The organism is Brucella anthropi ATCC 49188 (genome assembly GCF_000017405.1).
Classification (GTDB): Bacteria; Pseudomonadota; Alphaproteobacteria; order Rhizobiales; family Rhizobiaceae; genus Brucella; species Brucella anthropi.
Genome location: NC_009668.1, coordinates 15550 through 39709, shown reverse-complemented (window position 1 = coordinate 39709; position 24160 = coordinate 15550). Strand labels below are relative to the sequence as shown.

Genomic DNA, 24160 nt, shown 5'->3' with positions numbered 1-24160 from the left:
TTAGCGCCGCATCGGTAGTTTAGCTGGCGGCGCGAGCCTTGAGTATGTCGTCCAGCCAGTCGCGGCGCAGCTCCGGAACGGATGTGATGAGCTGCTCCGTATAGGGCTCGTAAGGCGGTTCGAAGATTGCCTTCGTGGTGCCGGTTTCGACCACCTTGCCCTTCTGCATCACCATGGTGCGGTCGGCGAGCCGACGGACGACGCCAAGGTCGTGGGTGATGAAGAGATATGACACGTGCAATTCGTCCTGCAACTTGCGCAGAAGTCTGAGAATTTCCTCAGCCACGAGCGGATCGAGCGCCGAGGTGACTTCATCGCAGATGATGAGATCAGGCTTTGCTGCCAGCGCACGGGCGATACACACACGCTGCTTCTGCCCGCCTGAAAGTGCGCCCGGAAGGCGGTTCGCAAAGTCGGCAGGCAGGCCGATGAGTTCAAGCAGACGTTTGACCTCGATCTCGCGCTGGTCCTCATTCATGCCGAAATAGAACTTCATCGGACGACCGATGATCTCACCAACGGTCTGGCGTGGGTTCAATGCCACGTCCGGAAGCTGGTAAACCAGCTGAATGCGGCGCAGTTCTTCGCGCGTGCGCTTTTTGTAGTTCGCTTCCAGCCGCTGCCCGGCAAGCGTGATGATACCGCTTGAGTGTGGCGGCAGGCCTGCAATAATGCGCGCAAGCGTTGATTTTCCGGAACCGGATTCACCCACGACCGCGAGCGTTTCGCCGCGACGGATGTAGCAACCCACATCGGTCAGGACGAGCTTCTTGCCGTAATAGGCGGTTGCGTTTTTCACTTCGAGCAGGATTTCGCCGGTCTTGTGTTCGGCCTGCTCGCCCGAAATACTCGATTCACGCTCAGACACCAGACGCTGGGTATAGTCCTGCTTTGGCGCTTCGAGAATTTCTTCTGCAGAACCAAGCTCTACCATCTTGCCGTGACGCAGAACCATGATGCGGTCGGCAATTTGGGCCACGACTGCAAGGTCATGCGTAATGTAAAGAGCGGCAGTGTTGTAACGCTGGATCAGGCTGCGCAGAAGTGCCAGCACTTCGATCTGGGTCGTGACGTCAAGCGCGGTTGTCGGCTCGTCCAGCACCAGAATATCCGGGCGGCAGGACATGGCCATAGCAACCATCGCGCGCTGCAACTGTCCGCCGGAAACCTGATGCGGATAGCGATCGCCAAAGGTTTCGGCATCGGGAAGCTGCAATGTATGCAGCAACTCCAGCATCCAGCTCTTTGCTTCGGCTTTGGTCATGAGGCCGTGATAGAGCGGGCCTTCCATGATCTGATCGCCGATGCGGTGCGCCGGATTAAACGACGCCGCCGCACTTTGTGCCACATAGGCGATGCGTGCGCCGCGCACCTTTTCACGGGTCTCGCGGGTGCCGTCCATCAACGAAATATCGTCAACGACAACTGTGCCTTCAGCGATCCTGCAGCCGCCACGGCCATAGCCCATCGCGGCAAGGCCAATGGTGGATTTGCCTGCGCCGGACTCGCCAATAAGGCCAAGCACTTCGCCACGCTTCAGCGTCACATCGACATGATCGACAAGCGTTGCGTCATTGGGTGCTTTGACGACGAGGTCGGAGATTGAAAGAACGATATCCTTGCTCATCGATCAGCTCCCTGCGTGGTCGTGCGTCCGGCCAAAAGCCAGTCAGCGACGAGGTTGACGCCAACGGTGAGGATGGCGATTGCAGCCGCCGGGAAAAGCGGTGCGTAGAGGCCGTAGAGAATAGCCTGCTGGTTGTCCTTCACCATGCCGCCCCAGTCCGCGAATGGCGGCTGAATGCCAAGGCCAAGGAACGACAGACCGGCCACGAAAAGGAAGGTGAAGCAAAAACGCAGGCCGAATTCCGCAATCAGCGGCGGCAGCGTATTCGGCAGGATTTCACGCCAGATCAACCAGCCAAGACCTTCGCCACGGAGACGGGCGGTTTCAGCATATTCCAGCACATTGACGCCCTGCGCCACGATGCGTGCCAAACGAAACACGCGGGTGGAATCAAGCAATGCGATGGTGATGATCAGAACCGGCAGTGACGAGCCGAGCGCCTGCAGGATGACGAGCGCCGAAATGAGCACCGGAATGCACATGACGGTATCGACGATGCGCGAAAGGATCGTATCGACCCAGCCGCCGAAGATGGCTGCAAGGAAGCCGAGCGGCACCCCAACGCTGAACGACAGGAGCGACGCTGCGAGCGACACGCCAATCGACATCTGCGCACCGAAGAGCAAGCGCGAGAGCATGTCGCGACCATTCTGATCGAGACCGAACCAGAACTGTGCCGATGGCGGATCAAACGGTGCACCAACGATTTCTTCCTGACCATAAGGCGCGATTAGCGGGCCGAACAGAAACATCAGGAGGCAGAGCGCGACGATCGCAAGACCGACCCACGCCGTCAGGGGAATAGACTTTTTCATCGGGGGTGCCTCAGACGCGGATTGAGCGCGATGGCAGCGACATCGGCGATGATATTGAGAATGACATAGGCCGCGCCAAAGACGAGGGCCGCAGCCTGCACGAGCGGAAGGTCACGCTTTGAAACGGCATCAACCATGAAGCGGCCAAGGCCGTTATAGTTGAAAACAGCTTCGACAAGCACCACACCGGTGATGAGGTAGGCGATGTTGAACGCCACCACATTGACGATAGGCGCCGCCGCATTGGGCAAGGCGTGCTTGGTCACAACGCGCTTGGTGCGAAGTCCTTTGAGATATGCCGTTTCGACATAGGCCTGATCCATCACCGACAAAACGGCCGTGCGGGTCATGCGCATCATCTGCGCAACGGTCACGAGAACCAGCGTCAATGCGGGCAGGGCCGTGGCCTGAATCCATTCGAGGAAGGTCATGCCTTCATAGGTGTCGGCGAGGCTTGGCAGCAGGTTGAAGCGGATCGACAGGAACAGGATCAGCAACAGGCCGAGGAAATATTCAGGCAGTGAAACGAAGGCCAGCGCCACAATGTTGATAACACGGTCGAAAATACCGCCGCGTTTGACCGCGGTGACAAGGCCGAGAAGGATGGCGATTGGAACGCTGACGACCGCGGCAAAGGCTGCCAGTGCCATCGTATTCCAGAAGCGTGGCCACAAAAGATCGGCAACTGGCTGCTGGTTGGCAAGTGAGGTGCCAAGATCACCGGTCACGAAACCTGCAAGCCACGCGAAATAGCGTGCGAGGACCGGTTGATTGAGACCGAGGCTTTCGCGCAAAGTGGCAAGCGCTTCCGGCGTGGCATTCTGACCGAGAATGGCGGACGCCACATCACCCGGCAGAATCTGCGTGCCGGCGAAAATCAACGCCGACACGAGGAACAGCGTGAGGAGCCCGAGCCCCACACGCTTGAGAATTAGAACGAACATTATGCTTCCAGCCAGACTTTTTCGGCAAGGCGAGCGCCCATCAGATTGAACATCGGATGCGTGGTGACGCCCTTGAGCTTCTTGGAGGTGGCGTCGAGATAGTCGCCGAACATTGGGATTAGCGCGCCGCCATCATTGCTGATCATGGCCTGCAGCTCGGCATAGATTTCCTTGCGCTTGGCCTGATCGAGCATTGCACGGGCTTCGAGCAATTTGGCGTCGAAATCAGCGCTCTTCCAATGCGTATCGTTTTGCGATGCGTTGGATGCATAAGCGACCGACAGGGCCTGATCAGCAGTCGGGCGACCACCACGATAAGACATGCAGAACGGTGCCTTCATCCAGACATTGTCCCAATATCCGTCGGCTGGCTCACGCTTGATATCGATCTCGATCCCTGACTTGGCTGCAGCAGTGCGGAAGATCGCGGCTGCATCGACGGCGCCAGTGAAGGCTGCGTCAGAAGCCGAAAGCTGAATTTTCAGCGAATCCATACCAGCCTGCTTCAGATAGAACTTTGCCTTTTCCGGATCATAGGCACGCTGCGGCAGTGCAGCGTCGAAGAACGGGTCGGTGCTCGGGATCGGATTGTCGTTACCCAAGCGTCCGTAGCCGCGCAAGGCTGTCTTGAGCAGTTGCTCCCGGTCGATGGCGTGCTTGACGGCAAGGCGGACGTTGTTGTCGGTGAACGGCACCTGCGTGCAGTCCATCAGGAAGGAGAAATGCTGGCCGCCGGACGACTGGACAATGTTGAGGTTCGGATTGCGCTTGAGCAGATCGACGGTTTTGAAATCAAGCTGATTGATGGCGTGCACCTGACCGGACATCATGGCGTTGGTACGGGCCGACACATCATTGATGACGATGACTTCAACTGCATCGACCCAGGCCGTATTGGGCTTCCAGTAGCTTTCATTACGCGTGAAACGCGAACGCACGCCCGGCTGGAAACGCTCGAAGACAAAAGGACCGGTGCCGACCGGCTTGTTGAAATCGGTCCAGTCCTTGGGAACCACGAGGAAGTGATAATCGGACAGGATGTAAGGCAGATCGGCGTTGCCGCTCGTCAGCGTAATCTTGACTGTAGCGGCATCAACCTTGACGACATCGGTAAATTCCGAAGCGAGCGAACGAGCACCGGATGTGGTTTCGCCGCGATGCAGGTTGATCGAATAGATGATGTCGTCAGCGTCGAGCGTCTTGCCATTGTGGAAGGTCACGCCCTGACGAACCTTGAAGGTCCATTCCTTGGCGTCGGCAGACGGTTCCCAGCTTTCAAACAGCTCAGGCACAGCCTTGTTGTTGGCGTCGATTTCGACAAGGCCGTTCATCAGCATGTAAGCCTGATTGACCGGAACCCAATCCTTCAGCAGGCGCGGATCGAAATTATCTGTGGTGGAGCCGCCTCCAATGCCGAGCTTGAGCACTCCGCCTTTCTTTGGTGTGCCATCACCTTCTGCGGCCATTGCAGAATTGATAAGGCCACTCATGCCACTTGCCGCAACAAGGCCAAAGCCGGCTGCGCCCGACATGAAAGAGCGGCGTGTCAATTGAAACTGGCTTTTTTGCTCAGGCATTCTGTACCCCTGTGTTTAAGTCATAGCTTATTGGCTTTTGCGGGTGGGGTAGCTCACTGGAGCCCTTATTTTCAAGGGTTGATGTCGAATTTCTGGGTATGACTTTTGTGCATACCCCCATGCGAAATGTGTGTCTTGGCATTTGCACGAACAGGAATAAAGGAGCGTTCAACAGTGATGGCAGGGGTGCTTTTCGTTCAGGAAAGCAATCCCTGCTTTTTCAGATTTTGATGATCCTGGAGATCGAAAATGGGTTTGCCGGATGTGGTCGGCTTGGTGGGCGCGTTCTTTTACCTTCTGGGCTATGCGCTGATTCAATTGCGTATTTTTACCGTCGATGATCCGGTCATTCCGTTGCTGAATGTTTTGGGCGGGGTCGCGCTGATCTATTCGCTTGCCTGGAATTTCAACCTCGGCTCCTTCATCTCACAGGTTGCCTGGCTGATCATCACCGTTATCGGATACATCCGTTTCCGCATGGTTGCGCGTCGCCGCGTCGCTCTTCCGCAGGAATGATATGTTTAACAGATCCGATCATCTTTATGTGATTGGATCTGTTCCATTGCTTGCTATCAGCCAGTCGGACACTTCCCGCACGATTTTACGCTGGTGACGATCAGCTGGTCGCATGAGATAGAAATAGGCGTCCGACCGCATCATGTGGCTATGCGCCGGGACCAATGTTCCGCTCGCAAGCTGCTCCTTGATAAGCCAAGTCCAGCCTAACGTGATACCGATGCCCTGCGTTGCGGCGGCAACACAAAGACCATAGTCACCGAGCCGCCATTCCAGTGCACCGGCTGGACGAGAAAGTCTGGCATCATGCCACCATTCCGGCCAACCCTGCCACTCGCGCATCGTGTCTTCAATGGCGAGCAGAACCGGTGCCTCCTGTTCCATGATGCCGGGCACGCCTGGCGCTGAGACGGGTACGACTTCCTCCCGACCCAGCACGGTCAGATTGACCCCGATGGGCCGCTCCTTGCGATAGAATAGCGCGAGATCAAACTCGTCCAGGCGCAGATGTGCCACGTCATCCGTTACACGCAACCGGATTTCGATTCCGGGAATTTCCGCCTTCAGCCTGCCTATTCGCGATAGGAACCACTGGTCGGCAATCCCGCGTGAACAGGCGATCGTGATTTGTCGCGGCCCAATCCATGCCCGCAAGCCGTCTGTGACAGCGCTCAGATCGCCCAGAAGTCGGCTTACCTCCGAGGCATAGCTCTCCCCGATAGCAGTCAACTGCACGCCGACAGGCAGACGATTGAACAGTTTCGAGCCTATGAAGGCTTCCAGCTTGCCAATCTGCCGACTGACGGCGCTTTGGGTGAGGCCGAGCTCCAAACCTGCGCGAGAGAAACTCCCGAGCCGAGCCGCACTGTCGAAAACTACCAGCGCGTTGAGCGGCGGCATGGATTGACGACCGACTGCCAAAGTTTATTTCTCCCGTTTCTCAGAAGGCATGCATCTTTTTATGGTTTAGGTTTTCTGTATCGGGTCCTTGTCAGTCAAGCCCCTCCGATGGATTATCTCGTCACGGATTTTTTGCCGATGAATGCGAGTTCTAGAAATCCAGTAGAAGTCAGTCGACCTTACGCGAAAAGCGAATAGTGTCACCCACTTCTTCAATCTGTCTGGAATGATTGAAAGCCGGAATGGTTTTCAGACTAAAGGTCAATCCAATTTTACTTGGCTAGTTTTACTTGGCTAGTTTGATTTGGCTAATTTGGTTTGGAAAGTAACCTGAGAAAAAAGCCGCCCCCGATGAGGGATGCGAGCAACCCTGCAGACATGGGCCACGGATAAGCGAGATTGCGCCCAAGCCAATCCGCAAAAACGAGCAGCAATGCGCCGAGCAGAGCGCTGGCCAGCAGGCGCGTCGTCACGCTTTTGAACCCGAGCAGGGCAGCAAAATGCGGCACCATAAGACCGATGAAACTGACAGGCCCGATAGTGATCGTTGCCGCTGTTGTTCCAACACCTGCAAGAGCAAGAAGGATCGCACGGCTTGACGAGACTTTGAGGCCAACAGCGCGCGCTGTCACATCGCCCAACGGAAAGATGTCGAGTGGGCGCCTGAAAAGAAGAGCCGCAAGCAGAACGATAATCGCGCAGATGCAAACCAAGGCCGCATCATTCCAGCCGATATTGCCCATGGAACCGGAAAACCAGTTCAGGAGGCCAGCTACACGTGGATTGCCGCTGGCAAGAAGCAGGATCATCAGAGCATGGAACATGCTTCCCAAGCCGACGCCGACAAGAAGAACACGCTCTGGCTGGAACGCCATACGCCAGCCGATCCCGGCAATGGCGCTGAGCACCACCAAAGCGCCGATGGTGGCAACCACAAGCTTGGAAAGGCCGCTTGCATCGCCAATGAAGAGCACTGCGATTGCAAGCCCGAAGCCCGCGCCATAACCAATGCCAAGCAAGTCGGGACTGGCCATCGGGTTTCGGAGCGTACCCTGTAGAACAAGGCCCGCAACCGCAAGACATATGCCTGCGCCGGCCGCCGTAAAAATACGTGGCACACGCCACCATGTTACGGCCTCTGGTGCGCCAAAGCTCCAGCCTTCAGGTGTTCTCGACACCAACACCGATATGATCATGCAAAGGGCAAGAGCGCATGAAAGCGCTAAAAGCAGGCGAAGCGGTTTCTTGATCTGCTCTCTCGCCGGGGTGATTTCCTGCGTTGAAGGCACAGCAGGCAGACGAACGCGGCTTGCCAGAATGACAAGAATTGGGCCTGTGAAAAGGCCTGCAGCGGCACCCGCGGGAATGTTGCCGATGAAAGGCGCTACGGCGCGCAGCAGCTGATCGATACCGACAAGCAACAACGCGCCAAGCAAGGTCGACCATAAGAGCCTGCGTCCATCCTGTCCGGGCGCAAAAGTGCGTGCAAGATTTGGTCCGGCAAGTCCGATCATACCAATCAGCCCAAGACTGCTGGTGATAACCGCAGCCATCGCCGCCGCTGCAGCCAGCAGAACCAGCCGCATCATTGCTGGCGAAATACCAAGTCCCTTCGCCTGATTATCGCCAAGCGAAAGAAGATTGAGCGGTCGTTGCAGGATGAAGATGAGTGCAGCAAGCGGCAGGAGACGCGGGAGAAGATAAAGACAGACTTCCCAGCCCCCCTGCTGCAAAGAACCGGCCTGCCACGTCAGCAGGTTAATGAGGTAATCATGATTGAAAAGTACGAGCAGGCTGAAGATTGCATTGCAATAAAGCCCGACCATCAAGCCGGCCAGCACCACAGTTGTCGATGAAAATCGTCCGCGAGAGGCGATAAACAGCGAAAGGCTGAGTGCCACTCCGGCACCGATGAGCGCGATGACTTCGTTGCCCGCAATCCATAGGCCGGGTGCGAAAACCAGCGTGAAAGCCAGTGCGATCTGTGCGCCGGAGGCAACACCAAGAAGTCCGGGTTCAGCCAGCGGATTGCGCAGAACGGTTTGAAACACTGCGCCACCAAGCCCGAGCGTACCACCCACAAGCAGGCCAACCGCAAGACGCGGCAGAAAGCTGTAATAACCGACCACATGGCGTGGATCGTCCAGATTGGGAGCTGCCACGATGCGCAGCCATTCCGCCGGCGCAGCAATGCTGAGAAAGCCCTGAACAACGAGCAACAATACAAATGCGACCGACAAAGCCAGCATTGCCCAGCGCAGCGGGGAATGTCGCGTGTGGCCGCAGGTTGCTTCAAGGCCGCTCACGCCATGTTCTCCAATGCCGAGGCGATGAGATCCGCCAGATGGGCCGCAGAAGGTACACCGCCAAAAGGATGGAATTGATTGAGCCATGCCACGCGCCCGTCACGCACTGGTCGGAGCAATTTCCACATCGTGTTCTGTTGTAAGGAGCGTTCGGTCTGAACCCGCTGCGAGGGAATATCCACGACGAGAAACGCCGCATCAGCGCTTTCCATCAGCCGATCAAGTCCAACACGCGCCATGCCGGTTCCATTGACCGGGCCTTTCCAGACATTCGCAAGTCCGAGTTTTCGCAACACGGCATCGGGAAGCGTGCCTTCGCCGTACATGGTCATTTCACGCCCGCCGATATCAGGCAGCATGATACCCACCGCATAATCATGCTTCGAGACAGTCTCACGCGCCTTTGCAAAACGGCTTTCCGCGTCCTCAACCACAGAAGACGGCACGGAAGGCGAAACACCGCACAAGTCCGCGACGCGGTTCAGTATCTCGATCGCCAACTGGTATCGTTCGACATTCGGCGTTGTGATACTCGGTACAAGCTCGACACGCGCAACATCCGCGATGCGCGGCGTCATCACGAGATTATAATCCGTTGCTATCACAAAATCGGGCTTCAGCGCTGCAAGGGCTTCAAGATTGATCTCCCAGAACGGCCCGACATCAACAACCGTTTCCGGCAAAACCGGTGCTGCCATGCGCTGACGATAGAATGCTGTATCGGAAAGCCCTACGGGCACAATCCCGAATGAAAGCATGGCTTCTGCCGCTGCCCAGTCGATCGCCACCACACGTGGAGGAGATGCGGCGGCGGCTCTGAAACCAAAGCCAGAAAGCCCCGCGCAAAGCGCGAGGCCCGAACCGAACATTATCTGGCGACGTGTCAGCAAAACGCTCGCCTCAGAAACTGACCTTCACACGGCCTATGACCGAGCGGCGATCGCCTTCGTAGCAGCTGAACGCATCCTCGCAGGTGGTGAAATACTTCTTGTCAAACAGGTTTGTGGCATTCACCTGGAAGGTCATGTCCTTGTACTTGTAGCTCACACCAGCATCGACGAGCGTTCGGCCATCGACCTTGATCGTATTGGCTTTGTCGCCATAGCTTGCACCCACATAACGCACGCCGCTGCCAAGGCTGAGACCTTCAAGCATACCGCTGTTGAACGTGTAGTTGAGCCAAGCCGAAGCCTGGTGTTCCGGCACCATCGTCACCTGCTTGCCGATAAACGCCGCAGCATCTTCGGTGATTTCCGCCTTGGTATAGGTGTAGGAACCGACAAAATCCCAGCCATAGCTCAGATCGACCTTGCCTTCGAGTTCCAGCCCGCGCGAATGCACCTCGCCCGTCGCCTGTGGCCCATCGATATAGCTGTAGGAAACGACATTCGATTTCACGATGTCGAACCACGCCAGCGTGAACAGCGCGTCGATTTCCTTTGGCTGATATTTTACGCCGACTTCCCACTGACGACCTTCCGACGGATCGAAAGTATTGCCGCTGTTATCCGCGCCGAGATTGGGCACAAAGGATTCCGAATAGCTGACATAGGGCGCGATGCCCCATGGCGTCACATAGGTGACACCTGCACGACCGCTGAATTTCCCGATATTCTGATCTGTATCACTGGAATCGAGACGATTATGACTATTGAGGTCCAGCCAGTCATAGCGCCCGCCCAAAGTGATAATCCAGTTGTCGTTGAACTTGATCTGGTCCTGCGCATAAAGCCCGGTCTGGTTGTATTTCTGGCGATAGCTCTGCGTTACCGTGGTCGGAACAGAAATCGGAATACCATAAGACGGATTGAACGGGTTCAGCGTTGGGGCCGGATCACGATACTGCGTCACATCGGAATCCGAATAGGAGTAATCAAGGCCGAACAGTGCCTGATGCGAAATATTGCCGGTTTCAAATTCTGCGATGGCCTGATTGTCGACCACCAGCCCGCTCATATTCTCATCGAAGCGACGCGCCTGCCGCGTGATCCCGGTCGGCCCGAGCCCAAGCGCCAGCACATTGTCGAGCAGGAAACTGACCTGTCCGTAGCGAAGGTTCTGCTTCACCGTCCAGGTGTCGTTGATATGATGTTCAAACTCATAGCCGATGCTGCCCTGCTTCTGGACGCTGCGGTTGAAATCAGGATCACCAACCAGAATGTTTGGGTAATTCGGATAGAGGCTGCTAATCGTCGCAGGCAGCACGCTGCCGCCACTATCGTCGCGCAGCAACTGGCCCGAAACCGTCAACGACGTATCCGCATCGGGTGCCCAGGTGAGCGAAGGCGCGATCATATAGCGATCGTCCTTGACCTCGTCGCCATTGGAATATTCGAACTGCGTGTTGCCCTTGCGAACCACGCCGATGAGACGATAGAGCAGCGTCTTGTCTTCATTGACCGGCCCGGTCAGGTCGACGCCAATCTGCTTGCGATTGAAACTGCCATATTCGACCGATGCTTCATGCGAAGCTTCAGCCTGCGGCTTCTTGGTAACGCGATTGACCAGACCGCCAGCATCGCTCTGTCCGTAAAGCGACGAAACAGGACCACGCAGCACTTCGATGGAATCCAGCTCGTATGGATCGGTACGGAAGAAGGTGTAGGAATTGGAGAGCTGACGCAGGCCGTTCTGATAGGAACTGGTCGACTGCGCGTTGAAACCGCGCATGAAAATCCAGTCATAGCCTTTTGGATCCGGACCATAGGTTTCAATGCTTACGCCGGGGACATAACGCAGCATTTCCGTGACGCTTTGCGCATTCTGCATCTCGATCTGCTTGCGGCTGACAACAGATACTGACTGCGGCACCTCGATAAGCGGCGTATTGGTCTTGGTGGCTCCGCCAGAGCTTTCAACGACAACGCTCCTCGACGTGTCGCTGCCACTATTGCCTTCAAAGGTAATCGTATCGAGAAGCAAAGCCCCTTCAGGGACAGTTGCGCCAGCATTAACTGATTGCTGCACCGATATCGTGACAGTATTGCCGCGCAGGCTATATGTGAGGCCAGAACCGGAAAGAATACGGCCCAGTGCTTCCGAACGTGTCAGCGAACCTTGTGCACCGCCGGAGTTCTTGCCGCGCACAATATTTGCATCAAAGAAGAGCTGAACGCCGGTTTTGTTTGAGTATTGCACCAGCGCTTTGGACAACGGCTGTGCTGCAATATCAAACGACGTGCGCTGCACCTGGCTATTTGCAGCGGCTTGCGCCCAAACCGTACTTGGCGTGAGTGCCGCGACCGCAACCAGCGCACTTGCCGCGAGCAGATGCGCTGACAGCCCGGTTTTAAGAAGAGCCTGAGAACCTTGGCCACGACCAGTCTGAGTTCGGCTCTTCATATCGACGCGCATAGTTTAATCCCCGATGTCTGATACCCCTGCTTTTGGCAGGATTTTCCTGTTACTTCATGGCTGCCACGCAGCCCCTCAGAGGATTAGACACCTCGGAAACGCGATCTAATGATCGGTAGCTTAAAAAATTTGATTTTTTTAATCCAGTTATTATCGCCGTGTAACGACGGTCACCCAGCCGGAACCGTTCAGGACTCTGACCGGCAAGGTTTCGGCAATGGTTGCAAGAGCCGCTTCGGCATCACGCGTATCAAAAATTGCCGTAACCGGCATATTGCCGATTTCTGTGTCGGTGAGGAAAATCCTGCCACGACGATAGCGTTCCAGCTCGCTCAGTACGCGGCTGAGCGGAACGTCCTCAAAGATAATCCTGTCATTGCGCCAGGCTTCAACCGTCTGCGGGTCGGCCCGTTGCGGCAAAGCCGCTTCATCACCGCCATAAGTTATCTGCCAGCCCTCATCAAGGCGCACCGGATCGCTTTGACCAAAAGCCACTGAAACTGCATGCTCAACCACTGAAACAGTGACCGCCCGATCGATCAGTTTCACGTCAAAAGCAGTCCCGAGCGCAGTGATCGTGCCGCCATTGGCGCTAACCACAAAGGGGCGCGACGGATCGGAGGCGACCTGAAAGAACCCCTGCCCTTCATGGAGCACAAGGTTGCGCCCGTTGCCCGAAAAATCGAGGGAAAGCGCCGAATAGCTGCCAAGCTCGACAGTGCTTCCATCGGCAAGCGTAAAGCTGCGACGTTCACCGACACCCGTTTGATAAGTCGCAAACAGACCGGGACGCGACAAGAGATAAGCGCCAGGCAGAAGAACGAGAGCGGCAAGGCCACCCAGAACAACGCCGCGCCGGCCCACACGACCGTCCGATTTATGGCCCGATTGGCGGATGCGGTCATATTCAGGCTTCACGGCATCGAAGCGTTGCCACAGCGTCTGCGCACGCTCATAGGCCACTCGATGCGCAGGGTCAGATGCAATCCAGGCTGAAAACGCACGCCGGTCATCGGCGCTGACGGTTTTGTCCTGTAACAGCACAAACCATTCCAGCGCCTTCATGTAAACCGGATCGGTTTCAAACTCCTTCATGGGCGTCTTGATGTTCCCGCTTATAATTACTCTGAAAGCCGCCAGTCGAGTTCAGCCAGCGCTGACACGATCTGCGTTATAACCGTATTTCGGGAAATTCCCATACGCTCGGCAACTTCGTCATAACTCAACCCCTCGATCCGGTTGAGAACAAAGGCTTCGCGCCGACGCGGCGGAAGCTGCGCGACGGAATGTAAAAGACGATGAAGCTCGCTGCGATAAAGCACCGTCATTTCCGGCGATGGTCGCGCATCGGCAAAGCGCTCGGGCTCATCGACCTCGATTTCGACATCCGCCCTGCGGCGGGCATCGCGTAAGTGATTGAGCGCAAGATTGCGCGCTGTGCGCTTTACATAAGCAGGACCTGGCGCCTGTGCCGTATCTTCATAGCGGGAAAGCAGGTTCAGGAAGGCTTGCTGAACGACATCTTCAGCCGTGGCGGTATTTCCGACAATACGACGCACAAAAGCCCGCAGACTGATCTGCTCGCTTTCATAGAGTTCTGCCAGATCCCACAACCGGGAAGTCATTTGTTCGCGTGCTCCGAACTAAACATATGCTCCAGCATCTGCGGACGAACAGACACTCATTCACGCGATAAAGGCCCGGAAAATATCGCGCAATCACAATGATTTAGAAGAGTTCCAGGCAGAGAAAACAAACATGCGTCAAATACTCATCTTTTATCGTTTTAAAACATTGGCTTCGGCGGGGAACTCGCGCCCGCTTTCATTGGAAACAAGAGGGCGGCGGCGGAAACTTTGTTGCCCGGATGTACCTAAAATATCACATCATTTGCAGATCAATGAGCCGGCATCGCGATGATATAATGATGCTTCGATCCTCAAGCGGGTTGAGGCATTCTCGGCAAACTGGTCAGCAGTTTCCTCGTATAGGCATGCTGCGGATCGGCCAGAATGTCCCGCGTATTGCCCTGCTCCACGATCCGGCCACTTTCCAGAACGATCAGCCGTTCGCACAAGAGCGCAACCAGTGCGATGTCGTGCGACACCACCACAAAAGTCGTGCGTTCTGAAAGAGAGCGCATGAGATCGATGATACGGGCCCGTGTTGTCAGATCGAGCGCGCTGACCACTTCGTCGGCGATGACGAGCTCAGGTTTAGAGACAATCGCCCGAGCGATGGCTATACGCTGGCGCTGGCCACCTGAAAACTCGTGCGGATAGCGGCGGGCGGCATCCGCTGGCAAATCGACGGAATCGAGCGCCTGCGCAACAGCCTGCGCAATATCGGTCTCGATTTTCAAAGATCGCAGCGGCTCGGCAATGATGTCGAAGACACGCTGGCGCGGATCGAGCGATGAATAGGGATCTTGAAACACCGCCTGCACCGAACGGCGAAAATCGCGCATGAAACCGCGATTGCCAATATCCAGAGGCTTGCCGCGAAACGAAACTTTCCCCGAAGACGGGCGCTGCAGTCCAAGCAGCAGTTTCAACATGGTTGTTTTGCCGGAACCGGACTCACCGACAATGCCCAGATTGCTTCCGGTCTCAAGTTTCAGATCGACGTCATGCAAAACCGTCTTACCACCGGCATAGGCAAAGGAAACGCCCGAAAGGTCCATCAAAGTCATCGCGCAACCTCCAGAGCGGCATCGAACGCCCGTGCAGCGGCCACGAGCCCCTGCGTATAGGGCTGCTGCGGATCGGTGAAAAGCGTCGCAACCGGCCCTTCTTCTATAAGTTTTCCGTATCGCAGGACCAGCGCGCGTTCCGTAACGGCCGCAACCACCGGCAAATCGTGACTGATGAACAGAAGCCCCATTCCCTCGTCCCGCACCAATTGCTCCAGCAGCTTCAAAATCTCGGCCTGCGTGGTGACATCGAGCGCCGTCGTCGGCTCGTCCGCGATCAGAAGCTTGGGGCGACAGGCGAGAGCCATTGCGATAGCCGCACGCTGGCGTTGACCGCCCGATATTTCGTGTGGCCAGGAACGGGCAATGCGTTCCGGGTCCGGCAGGGATACACGCTCCAGAAGCGAGTGAACCTCGGCATTCACGTCAGCTTGCCCAATTCTGCGACCATCCCGAAGCGCGCGGCGACGGACGACCAAACCGACTTGTTTGCCAATCCGCATCAGCGGGTCGAGCGCCGTCATCGGTTCCTGAAAAACCGCTGCAATGCTCTGCCCGCGCAATGGCACCAGCTCACGGTCTCGCGCCCCTATCACTTGGTGGCCGTCGAGCGTGATCGATCCGCTTGCCCGCATGCCGTCCGGCAACAGTCCCATGATGGCAAGAGCCGTCAACGACTTGCCCGAACCGGATTCACCGATCAGACCGACCCGTTCACTCTGTCCAACCGACAGCGAGACGCCGGAAACCAGAGACCTGCCAGCCGTTTCTATCTGGAGGTTCTCCACATTCAGCAAAATGCTCAACGTTGTCTCCTCCGTGTTGGGTCGGCCACGTCACGCAGCCCGTCGGCAAACAGATTGAGCCCGATCACCAATGAGACAAGCGCCAGACCGGGTGCTATGGCACCGAACGGCGCCGTATAAACCGACGCCTGCGCCTCCTGCAGAAGCCGTCCCCAGGATGAATTGGGCGGTGGAGCGCCAAGACCAAGATAGGAAAGCGATGCTTCCGCGATCACCGCCAGACCGAACTGAAGCGCAAAATTGACGATCAGCGTCGGCCAGATGTTCGGCAGCACATGGATGCGGACCAACCCGAGCCGTGATGTGCCGGAAATGCGCGATGCCGTAATGTAATCCATCGCCAGAACCCGCTTTGCGAGGATGCGGGTCAGACGTGCCACGATGGCCGATCCGGCGATACCGATGGCCATGATGGCGGTCGTCAGGCTTGCACCGTCGCTGGAAGCCACGATCAACATGGCCAGCAACAGGGTTGGGAAGGCGATGAGAATATCGAGCGTTGCCGCCAGCACGTCATCAAGCGTCTGCGTTGCAAACGCCGCAAGCACACCCAGCGTGACGCCAATCACTGCGCTGAGTGCGATGGCTCCACAGCCGACGATAAGCGCAATGCGCGAACCGATCATGATTTGTGTCATCAAATCGCGTCCCAGACGATCCGTACCGGCCCAATGCAGCCAGGACGGAGCCTCCAGTCGTCCACCGACCATTTCGCCAGCACCGTAAGGTGTCCAGACCAGCGAGAGAAGAGCGACGGCCAGATGCAACCCCAGCAGCAATCCACCCACAATAAGGGGCCATGGCAGTCGGTAAGCCGGCTTTTCATCCCCGACGGCAGGCGTCATATCAGCAGGCTCCGTCATGCACGATCTCCCGCAGACCGCTGGCGCAAGCGCGGGTCAATCAGTCGTTGCAGGAGATCTGCGGCAAAGCCGACCAGCAGCACCAGAAGCGTCGATACAAACAGAACACCCTGAACATTGGGATAGTCGCGCTGCTCTATGCCGAGCAGAAGCATCGAACCGAGACCCGGCAACGAGAACACACGTTCGACCACCACAGCACCAAGCAAAGTCGAGGCAAGCTCGATACCGAGGATCGAGATCACCGGCACCGCGCCGTTGCGAATACCGTGACGGACAAGAGCCTGCGAGAATGTCGCGCCAAGCGCCCGTGCGGTACGAAGATAGTCGCTGCCAAGCACGTCCTGCGTGGCCGAACGGACATAACGGATCAACGATGCCGACATGACGATGGCAATGGTTGTGACTGGCAATACCAGCGATTGAAAAGCAGCTGGTGCCGACTGCCATCCTCGTGATGGGAAACCACCCGAAGGAAACAACCGCAGCTTAACTGCAAAAAACCAGACCAGCAGAATGCCTATCCAGAACACAGGCACGGCGATGCCGAGCTGGGAGATGACGGATATCACCGTTCCATACCAGCGGTTCTGGCGCACAACCGACAGAATGCCGAGTGGCACCGCGATCATGATCGCAACGACGAATGCCATCAGCGTCAAAGGCACGGTCACAATCAGCCGCTTGCCGATTTCGGCAAGAACCGGTGCTCCACTCACAAAGGAATTACCAAGATCAAAGCGCAGGAGGCTACCGATAAAACGCAGAAACTGCTCGTAGAGAGGCAGGTCCGAACCGACCTGCTTGCGCGCTGCCTCGATCTGCGCCGCATCCGCGCCGACAGAAACAAGCGCATTTGCGGGATCGCCCGGCAGAAGGCGCAACAGCAGAAACAACACGATCGATGCGATGAAAACCGACAGAACCAATATGGCTGAACGGCGTATGATATAGGCGAAAATAGCGTTTACCTCTCCGATGTCAGGGCAGCGCTCGGACCCTCATGCAAATGCGACAACGCCGCCGGAAATTAATTCAGGCGGCGCGATCTGTCGAGTTGATGTTCTCGATATCGACTGGCGGTTATTATTCCGCTTTCACAATGTCATAGGCAGAAAACTGGGAGTTCAGGCCGTTGATCGGGTAGCCGCTCACTGATTTTTTCGAAACAACGATCTGCGGATAGAGGTAGAACCAGTTGCTGGCCGCATCTTCGGCAATGATCTTGTTCGCCTCAGTCAGCTTGGCCGTCTGTTCATCCGTCGTAGCACTTGCTTCCGCTTCCTTGATGAGCTCGACAACCTTCGGATTGTTATAACCCCAATAGAAATCGGGATTGCCATAGAACACGATATCGCGATGGTTCACATGCTCCTGCAAGGTGGCCTGGAAATCGTGTGCCTTATAGACCTTCGTGTACCACTCATTGGCAGTGATGACGTTGATCTTGACGGTTACGCCGACCTTGGCCAGCTCGCTCTGGATGAACTGCGCGGCAATCGGGTGTGGATCATAGTTCGGCGTATCGATAGTGAAGGTGAAGCCATCCGGGTAACCAGCTTCCTTGAGAAGTTCCTTGGCACTTTCAGGATCATAGGCGTCGACCTTGGTGAGATCGACATACCACGGATCGGTCGGCGGTACGAATGAGCCGATCAGCGTGCCATAATCGCCCCACACAGCCTTCAAAAGCTTCTGGTCGTCGATTGCACGGGCGAGCGCCTTGCGCACTTTGACATTGTCGAATGGCGCAATACGGTCGTTATAGGCCAGCAGCAGCTTGGTGGTCGACTGCCCTTCGCTGACGGTGAAATCGGGATTGTCCTTGAACTGGGCTAGCGAATCCGGGCTTTGAACCGACGTGATGATATCAACCGAACCGGTCAGCAAAGCATTGTTCAGCGCGCTTGCATCGGTGAAATACTGGAAGACCACCTCGCCGTTTTTCGGCTTGGCGCCCCAATATTTATCGAAGCGCTTCATCGACAGAGACGACCCACGACGCCAGTCTTCCAGCTCGTAAGGTCCGGTTCCGTCTTCCTTCGACTGCAGATCCTTCGCTTCGTCGTTCACCACCCATACATAGCTTAGATTGTACGGCAGCGAGATTGAGCGCGAAGACAGCTTGACGATAACGGTTTCATCATCCGGAGTCTCAACGGCCGAAATAGTCTTGAGGCTGCTTTTGCGTGAGCTCTTCGATTCCGGCGCGGCAACGCGCTCGATGGAGAATTTGACGTCCTTGGAAGTCAACGGCGCTCCAGAGTGAAAAGTCACGCCCGGCTGCAGCTTGAACGTATAGGTCAGCCCGTCGTCGCTGACGCTGTAATCCTTCGACAGGACCGGCTCGACCTTGCCGTCGTCGGCAAGCCGGAACAGGGCCTCATAGACATTGCCGTTGAAGGCTTCGTTGATGCCCTGCCCTGCACCGGCGGTATTGTCGAGGTTTTGCGGCTCGTAGAGCGAGCCGATATTGATTGTCGCGTCCGGGTCGCTTTCCTGCGCCAACGCCTGGCTGAACGATCCGATACCGAGCGTCACGGCCAATGCCGCGCTCAAGCTCCAGTAAGCCAATCCAGATTTGCGATCACGAATGTTGAAGCCGCCCATATTATTCTCCTGCGTGGAAAGCGCCCTATCAGGCTCTCCGTTAGCAACGCTTATACCGCGACCGCGAGAGCATCGGTAAGCGGTGGCACCGTGAGATAGCGAGAATTATTAGAAATTTATTCCATAAAGAGTCAATCTATTGGACAAACCATCCGGACTGCAGCACAAGCCGTCCGATATAAGGCGCACTGACAAAGCATAACCTCAAGAGATCAGCCATGACTTATATGGATCGGAACCGCGTACAGGATCTGCTCACTGCAGAAGGACTGGATGCACTGGTGCTTTTTCAGCCGGAAAACTTTCGTTATGCCACCGGAATTGCTGCGGGCGTGGCGACAATGTGGGGGCGCGCCGGTTCGGCCATAGCGCTGGTTCCAGCGGATGCCTCGGCACGTCCTGGCGCTATTGTCAGCGATCAGGCGCTGACAGCAGCACGCGCAACGGCTGATGAGATCGACTTCCGCTCGCATCGAATCTGGATTGACGCCGTCACGGTTCGAGACGCCCACTCGATAGAAGACCTCAACGCTGCCTATCGCAACAGTGGTAATATCGGTCCCCGCCCGGAAACCTTCGACCAGAAAGCAGCCTTTCAACTGCTTGCAGATATGATTGCCGAACGTGGTCTCGCTCAAGCCAGCCTCGGCGTCGACCTTGAATTCATGCCTGTGGCTGATTTTGTGTTGTTGAAAGAAATTCTGCCTTTTGCCCAATGGCGCGATGCTTCCAGCATCGTAAGGCGGTTGCGCCTGATAAAGAGCCCCCGCGAGATTGGATATCTACGCAATGCCGCCCGTTATGCGGAAAGCGGGTTGCAGAATATGGCGACTGCAGCGCGGTCGGGCTCCACAGCCGCCGAGCTTTCCGATGCCTGGCTGACCGGAGCGACCAATGCTGCCAAAGCAAACGGCCAGAGCCTGTCCGGCCATTGGGCCTATATTTCGGTCGGGCCGAACCTTCAAAACCCTGCCGCACAACTGGCGCAAGGCGACCTCATCAAGGCCGATGTCGGCACGCTTGTGAATGGTTATTCTTCGGATGGCGCGCGCACCTTCGTCTATGGCAAGCCTGCTCCTCTTGCAGAGCAGATTTACAAAGCGCTCCAGGAGACCTTTCAAGCCGGAACAGCTCTGCTGAAACCCGGCAACACATTCGGTCAGGTTCACGAAGCGATGCTCTCCACCATGCGTCGTCATGGCTTTAGCGAATATTATCGTGGGCATTTCGGGCACTCGGTCGGCTCGGCGCTCGGGATCGAGGAATGGCCTTTCATCTCGCATGGCAACGACATGGCCATCGAACCGAACATGGTGCTGGCCGTGGAGGCGCCGTTTTACGCAAACGGACTAGGAGCCCTCATGATCGAAGAACAGTTCCTCATCACCGCCGATGGCGCTGAAACCATGAACGTTCTTTCACAAGAGCTTGTCTCGATAGGCTGAATAGAATGAGGTAGTTGCTGCTCCCGCTCAAACTCTTTCAATATCGAGATTATACTCCCCATCGCGTTGATGGCGGTGCATTTTTCTTTTAATCTTTCCAGAGTGCGAGAATGAGACTCCCATATCATTGATGGAGATAGGGAGTCTCATGCTGCGAAGGTTATCGTCGAAGCCAGCACCTACCACTTCACCTTGAAGCCAACACTCCCCTTGACGGCATAGCTGTTGGCGAAGTGATTGAGGGAAGTGTTGATAGAGCCTTCGCCGTAGACAGCATATTTGTTGTCTGCCCAGGCATAGGTGCCGCCAGCGCCGATCCCAGCCCAGGTCCGGTCATTGTCGGTTTCGAAGTCGATGCCGGACACGTTGACCGTCGTCCCGCCAAGGAATGCCTGATAGACATTGGCAATGCCATAGACGCTGGTATTGACCATCAGTCCGTCATTGCCTTTCCAGTCCGAGCGATAATCCGCTGCGAGGCCCAGGCGTCCCAAAAGACTGTCACCATCATGCAAACTGACGCGACTGCCCCATGTATCACTGAATTCATCTGCATCAATGGATGACCACATCAGCTGTGCTTGTGGCGTGAGTGCCCAGCTGCCCTGCATCGGGATACGCTGCCCGGCTTCGATGCTCAGTGCATAGCCTGTCGCCTTGCGTCCATCGGCAAGGCCGGTATTGGCGGTCCAGGAGTTGAGGTCGTTGTCGAACCACGTCACCTGACCCTGACCGTCAACATAGAAGCCGTTATTGCCGTACCAGGTCGCGGTCGCTCCAAGGCTCCATGCATCCGTGCTGATATCACCATCGCCATGGAAGGAAGAGACATCGCCGCGGGCATGGCCGTATTGTCCGGTGATGCCGCCAATCAGCTTGCCATTCTCGCCCTCATAGAACTGGCCATCGACACCGGCCTGCATGATGACAGTATTGATGTCCTGCTTCATCTGCGACGTTGACGTGTCTGGCTCAAGACGATTATGCCCGCCTTCGACGCGTGCCCAGACACCATACTCATTCACCGTTGCGCCGTTGTCTGAACCATTGCCGTTCTCACCAGTCCAGTAACGACTGCCGACACGCTGCTGGAGGGTGGGCAATTTGTTGAGAGCCAGCATGTTTTGAACATAGCCCTCGTAAACAGGAACACCAGCGCTGTAACGGGGTCTCGGGTTGGAGCCGGAATTGGGTCCATCGACATGGCTGACGAGATACCAGTCACCGTCAGTCGGCGTCCTCTTGCTGCCCTGCTGCAATGTGTAGGCATAGGCGCCGCCGACAACTGCCTGCTGGCCATCCTTGGTCTTGTAGCTGTTTGCCAGCGAGAACGAGCCATTCGATGAGCCTGACACATCGACAACCTTGATGCCGTTGACAGTCTGTGCGCCGGAACCACCTGCATTGTTCACATATAGCTTTGTCGACCCCGATGTATCACCATCGACCTTCAGCATGTCGGTTTTGGAATCATCGCCACCCAGAACCGTATTGACGGTCATCATGCCGCCATTGCCCGTGTAATTGCCCGCAACGTTGAGCACGGTTCCGCCTGTGCCGCCGAAATTGACGTTCCCGGTGTTGCCAAGGCTGGCAAGCGAAGTGGAGTAGCCACCAAGATCAAGTGTGCCGTTGCTGGCAACTTCATAGCCCGAAGATGATGCGTTGAAAGCGCCTTGTGCGCCCTGTTTCAAAGTGCCGCCGGAAACCACCGTCTGGCCTGTGTAACTATTGACGCCAGCCAATGTAAGTGTGCCGGAACCAGTCTTGGTCAAAGCGCCGGAGCCATCGACCACACCGGAGAACAGCGTATCGAAACTCTGGTCAAGGTTGAGATTGCCGCTGCCCATGGCGACATCGCCCGCACCGGCAAGACCACCTGTCGTCGTATTGAAATTCGCGAGATCGACCTTCGCACCTTCATTGACGGTCAACAGACCTGAACCGAAAGCATGATCGGCAGTTCCAGCTTGAACTGTCCCTTTCTCAATAGTCAGGCCACCGGTAAAGCTGTTATTGCCGGACAATACCAAAGTGCCATCGCCTTGCTTGCGAAGATACCCATTGCCCGACAATGCCTGTGAAACAGTGAAGGTGTTACCAGCATCCGCGATATCAAGCCCGCCGCCATGCTCACCCAAATTCAGCGACCGGGTGGTGGAGGTGAAGCTCGTACCCGTCACCTGCAGCGTGCCGCCGTCAAGCGTCAGACCGGCAGCAGCCGCACCAAGGCTCGCATCCGAAGAAACGGAAAGCACACCATCGGCAATGGTAAAACCTTGAGTAAAATTGCCTGTTCCGGTCAGTGTCCAGGTACCGGAACCGTCTTTGCGATTGGATTGAAATCCTTGATACTGCGTACCAATCAAAGATACGTCGAAACTGCCGTCATCTGAACCGCCAAGCACAAAGGTATTTCCCTGTGTGCCACCTGCCACCACAACGTTTCCTGTGATGGACGAGCCATCATGAATCTCAAATGTGTTATTGCTGCCGAGAATATCGATCGCGTTGGCATCGGCCCCGCCTGCAGAAATAACACCTTCGTTGACGACATGCGCATCAGAATCGATGCGAACACCAGAACCGGAAGCACCCTTTACACCATGCTGATAACCCAACCCACCGTGGCCACCGGTGACTTGTCCCCGATTGATGAAGTTTCCGCCTGCTACATATACGCCGCTACCGCCCGCTCCCCCGTGAGCTCCAGGGTTAACGTCAGAGGAATCATTCGAGGCGTTCCCTCCAGCGCCACCAGTTATGGAACCTCCGTTTATAAGAGAACTGGATTGCACAACCACGCCGTCGCCGCCACCGCCGCCGCCAGCCTTGTAGGCTGCCGGCGAGGAACCACCCGCGCCACCGGCACCGCCGGATACTGTAGCTCCAGTGGATATTCTAAGTGCTGCCCCGCGCAAGACAACGCCGGCACCACCACCACCGCCGCCGCCTGCAGCTTTCTGATAAGCACCCACGCCGCCAAGCCCGCCGGCACCGCCGGTTACGGTTGAACCACTCAACAGTGAATAGGAATCATTGTTTTTGAGAAACAACCCTGCTCCGCCGCCGCCGCCGCCGGATCCTCTATTCTTTACACCGTCACCGCCTTTTCCGCCTTGGAGATTGACCGGATCCGAACCTACGGTTGTCGCCCCAACGTCGCCGCCCTTACCTCCGGCGGTAATCACACCACTCATAATAGAGGTAGCACCGTCCCCACCTACCCCGTCAACAGAAGCTGCTCCACCGAACCTGTTAATTGCATCAAGGCCACCACCGCCGCCGCCATAGCCATTCCCCTTGCCGCCTGCGGCCGAATATGAATCCGGCAGACTCGACGAATCCAAGGTATCTCCCGTTCCTCCGGCACTCCCCGGCAAATCGTCAGCGTAAGCGATACTGACGCCGCCAATGAGAGGCGCAACCGTTAGTGGAGACACAACGGAAATGGCCAGAGCCAAATATGATGCGCTATTTAAGAATAAAGTATATAATTTGCTCATAATATTTCCATAGAAAATAATTGATTTTTGATCAATGTATATGAGTATAATCCACCATTCCAATAAAAAAACAATTCTATTGTAAAACTTAGATTACTAATAATTATATTTATTATATTGAATAAATACACTGAACTGTGAATCGATATAATCATGAATCTTGTGATTGAATCCGTATCGTCTCACTGGAGGCAAGTTC

General features: G+C 56.1%; 18 protein-coding genes. 2 read left to right on the top strand and 16 right to left on the bottom strand.

All coding sequences use genetic code 11. The features are described 5' to 3' along the window. Nucleotides 1-19: 19 nt before the first annotated feature. From OANT_RS14440 to OANT_RS14425, 4 genes are read right to left on the bottom strand one after another with little or no spacing between them, the layout of a single operon-like run. Nucleotides 20-1627, bottom strand: a complete 1608-nt coding sequence (locus tag OANT_RS14440) for an ABC transporter ATP-binding protein (RefSeq protein ID WP_011982537.1) — start codon at nt 1625-1627, stop codon at nt 20-22. Then, nucleotides 1624-2442 carry an ABC transporter permease gene (locus tag OANT_RS14435; protein ID WP_011982536.1) on the bottom strand — a complete coding sequence of 273 codons (819 nt, stop codon included), beginning with the start codon at nt 2440-2442 and terminating at the stop codon, nt 1624-1626. The genes OANT_RS14440 and OANT_RS14435 overlap by 4 nt, the downstream gene beginning before the upstream one ends. Continuing rightward, nucleotides 2439-3386, bottom strand: a complete 948-nt coding sequence (locus OANT_RS14430) for an ABC transporter permease (protein WP_011982535.1) — start codon at nt 3384-3386, stop codon at nt 2439-2441. The genes OANT_RS14435 and OANT_RS14430 overlap by 4 nt, the downstream gene beginning before the upstream one ends. Next, nucleotides 3386-4963, bottom strand: a complete 1578-nt coding sequence (locus OANT_RS14425; protein WP_011982534.1) for an ABC transporter substrate-binding protein — start codon at nt 4961-4963, stop codon at nt 3386-3388. The genes OANT_RS14430 and OANT_RS14425 overlap by 1 nt, the downstream gene beginning before the upstream one ends. Before the next feature lie 249 nt (nt 4964-5212). Here OANT_RS14425 and OANT_RS14420 point away from each other — a divergent pair, with 249 nt between their 5' ends. Then, complete coding sequence (locus OANT_RS14420) at nt 5213-5479, top strand: CBU_0592 family membrane protein (protein ID WP_011982533.1); 267 nt, start codon at nt 5213-5215, stop codon at nt 5477-5479. Between the two features lie 24 nt (nt 5480-5503). Here the strand turns inward: OANT_RS14420 and OANT_RS14415 are convergent, their stop codons facing one another. The 11 genes from OANT_RS14415 to OANT_RS14365 form a co-directional block, all read right to left on the bottom strand. Then, nucleotides 5504-6400: a LysR family transcriptional regulator gene (locus OANT_RS14415; protein ID WP_010660512.1), complete on the bottom strand. Its 897-nt coding sequence runs from the start codon at nt 6398-6400 to the stop codon at nt 5504-5506. A 287-nt stretch (nt 6401-6687) separates the two neighbouring features. Beyond that, on the bottom strand, nt 6688-8685 hold the full coding sequence (gene fhuB, locus OANT_RS14410; RefSeq protein WP_011982532.1) for a Fe(3+)-hydroxamate ABC transporter permease FhuB: 1998 nt from the start codon (nt 8683-8685) through the stop codon (nt 6688-6690). After that, complete coding sequence (locus OANT_RS14405) at nt 8682-9575, bottom strand: ABC transporter substrate-binding protein (protein ID WP_231771532.1); 894 nt, start codon at nt 9573-9575, stop codon at nt 8682-8684. Before OANT_RS14405 ends, fhuB begins: the two co-directional genes overlap by 4 nt. Nucleotides 9576-9585: 10 nt before the next feature. After that, a complete protein-coding gene (locus tag OANT_RS14400) occupies nt 9586-12039 on the bottom strand; it encodes a TonB-dependent siderophore receptor (protein ID WP_011982530.1) in 2454 nt (817 codons plus the stop codon). 150 nt (nt 12040-12189) lie between these two features. Further along, the gene (locus OANT_RS14395) at nt 12190-13134 is read right to left on the bottom strand and encodes a FecR family protein (RefSeq protein ID WP_011982529.1); all 945 of its coding nucleotides are present in this window, start codon (nt 13132-13134) and stop codon (nt 12190-12192) included. Nucleotides 13135-13160: 26 nt separating this feature from the next. Then, complete coding sequence (locus OANT_RS14390) at nt 13161-13664, bottom strand: RNA polymerase sigma factor (protein ID WP_011982528.1); 504 nt, start codon at nt 13662-13664, stop codon at nt 13161-13163. 314 nt (nt 13665-13978) lie between these two features. Continuing rightward, on the bottom strand, nt 13979-14731 hold the full coding sequence (locus OANT_RS14385) for an ABC transporter ATP-binding protein (protein ID WP_011982527.1): 753 nt from the start codon (nt 14729-14731) through the stop codon (nt 13979-13981). Further along, nucleotides 14728-15537: an ATP-binding cassette domain-containing protein gene (locus OANT_RS14380; RefSeq protein WP_011982526.1), complete on the bottom strand. Its 810-nt coding sequence runs from the start codon at nt 15535-15537 to the stop codon at nt 14728-14730. Before OANT_RS14380 ends, OANT_RS14385 begins: the two co-directional genes overlap by 4 nt. Continuing rightward, entirely contained in the window at nt 15534-16400 is an 867-nt protein-coding gene (locus OANT_RS14375) for an ABC transporter permease (protein WP_011982525.1), read from the bottom strand. The genes OANT_RS14380 and OANT_RS14375 overlap by 4 nt, the downstream gene beginning before the upstream one ends. Continuing rightward, the gene (locus OANT_RS14370) at nt 16397-17329 is read right to left on the bottom strand and encodes an ABC transporter permease (protein ID WP_011982524.1); all 933 of its coding nucleotides are present in this window, start codon (nt 17327-17329) and stop codon (nt 16397-16399) included. The genes OANT_RS14375 and OANT_RS14370 overlap by 4 nt, the downstream gene beginning before the upstream one ends. Nucleotides 17330-17486: 157 nt before the next feature. Further along, on the bottom strand, nt 17487-19010 hold the full coding sequence (locus tag OANT_RS14365) for an ABC transporter substrate-binding protein (RefSeq protein WP_010660522.1): 1524 nt from the start codon (nt 19008-19010) through the stop codon (nt 17487-17489). A gap of 218 nt (nt 19011-19228) precedes the next feature. Here OANT_RS14365 and OANT_RS14360 point away from each other — a divergent pair, with 218 nt between their 5' ends. Further along, nucleotides 19229-20455 (top strand): M24 family metallopeptidase, encoded by a 1227-nt coding sequence (locus OANT_RS14360; RefSeq protein WP_011982523.1) that lies wholly within the window; start codon nt 19229-19231, stop codon nt 20453-20455. A 179-nt stretch (nt 20456-20634) separates the two neighbouring features. Here OANT_RS14360 and OANT_RS14355 read toward each other — a convergent pair whose 3' ends face one another. Next, nucleotides 20635-23961 carry an autotransporter family protein gene (locus OANT_RS14355; protein WP_011982522.1) on the bottom strand — a complete coding sequence of 1109 codons (3327 nt, stop codon included), beginning with the start codon at nt 23959-23961 and terminating at the stop codon, nt 20635-20637. Nucleotides 23962-24160: the final 199 nt, after the last annotated feature.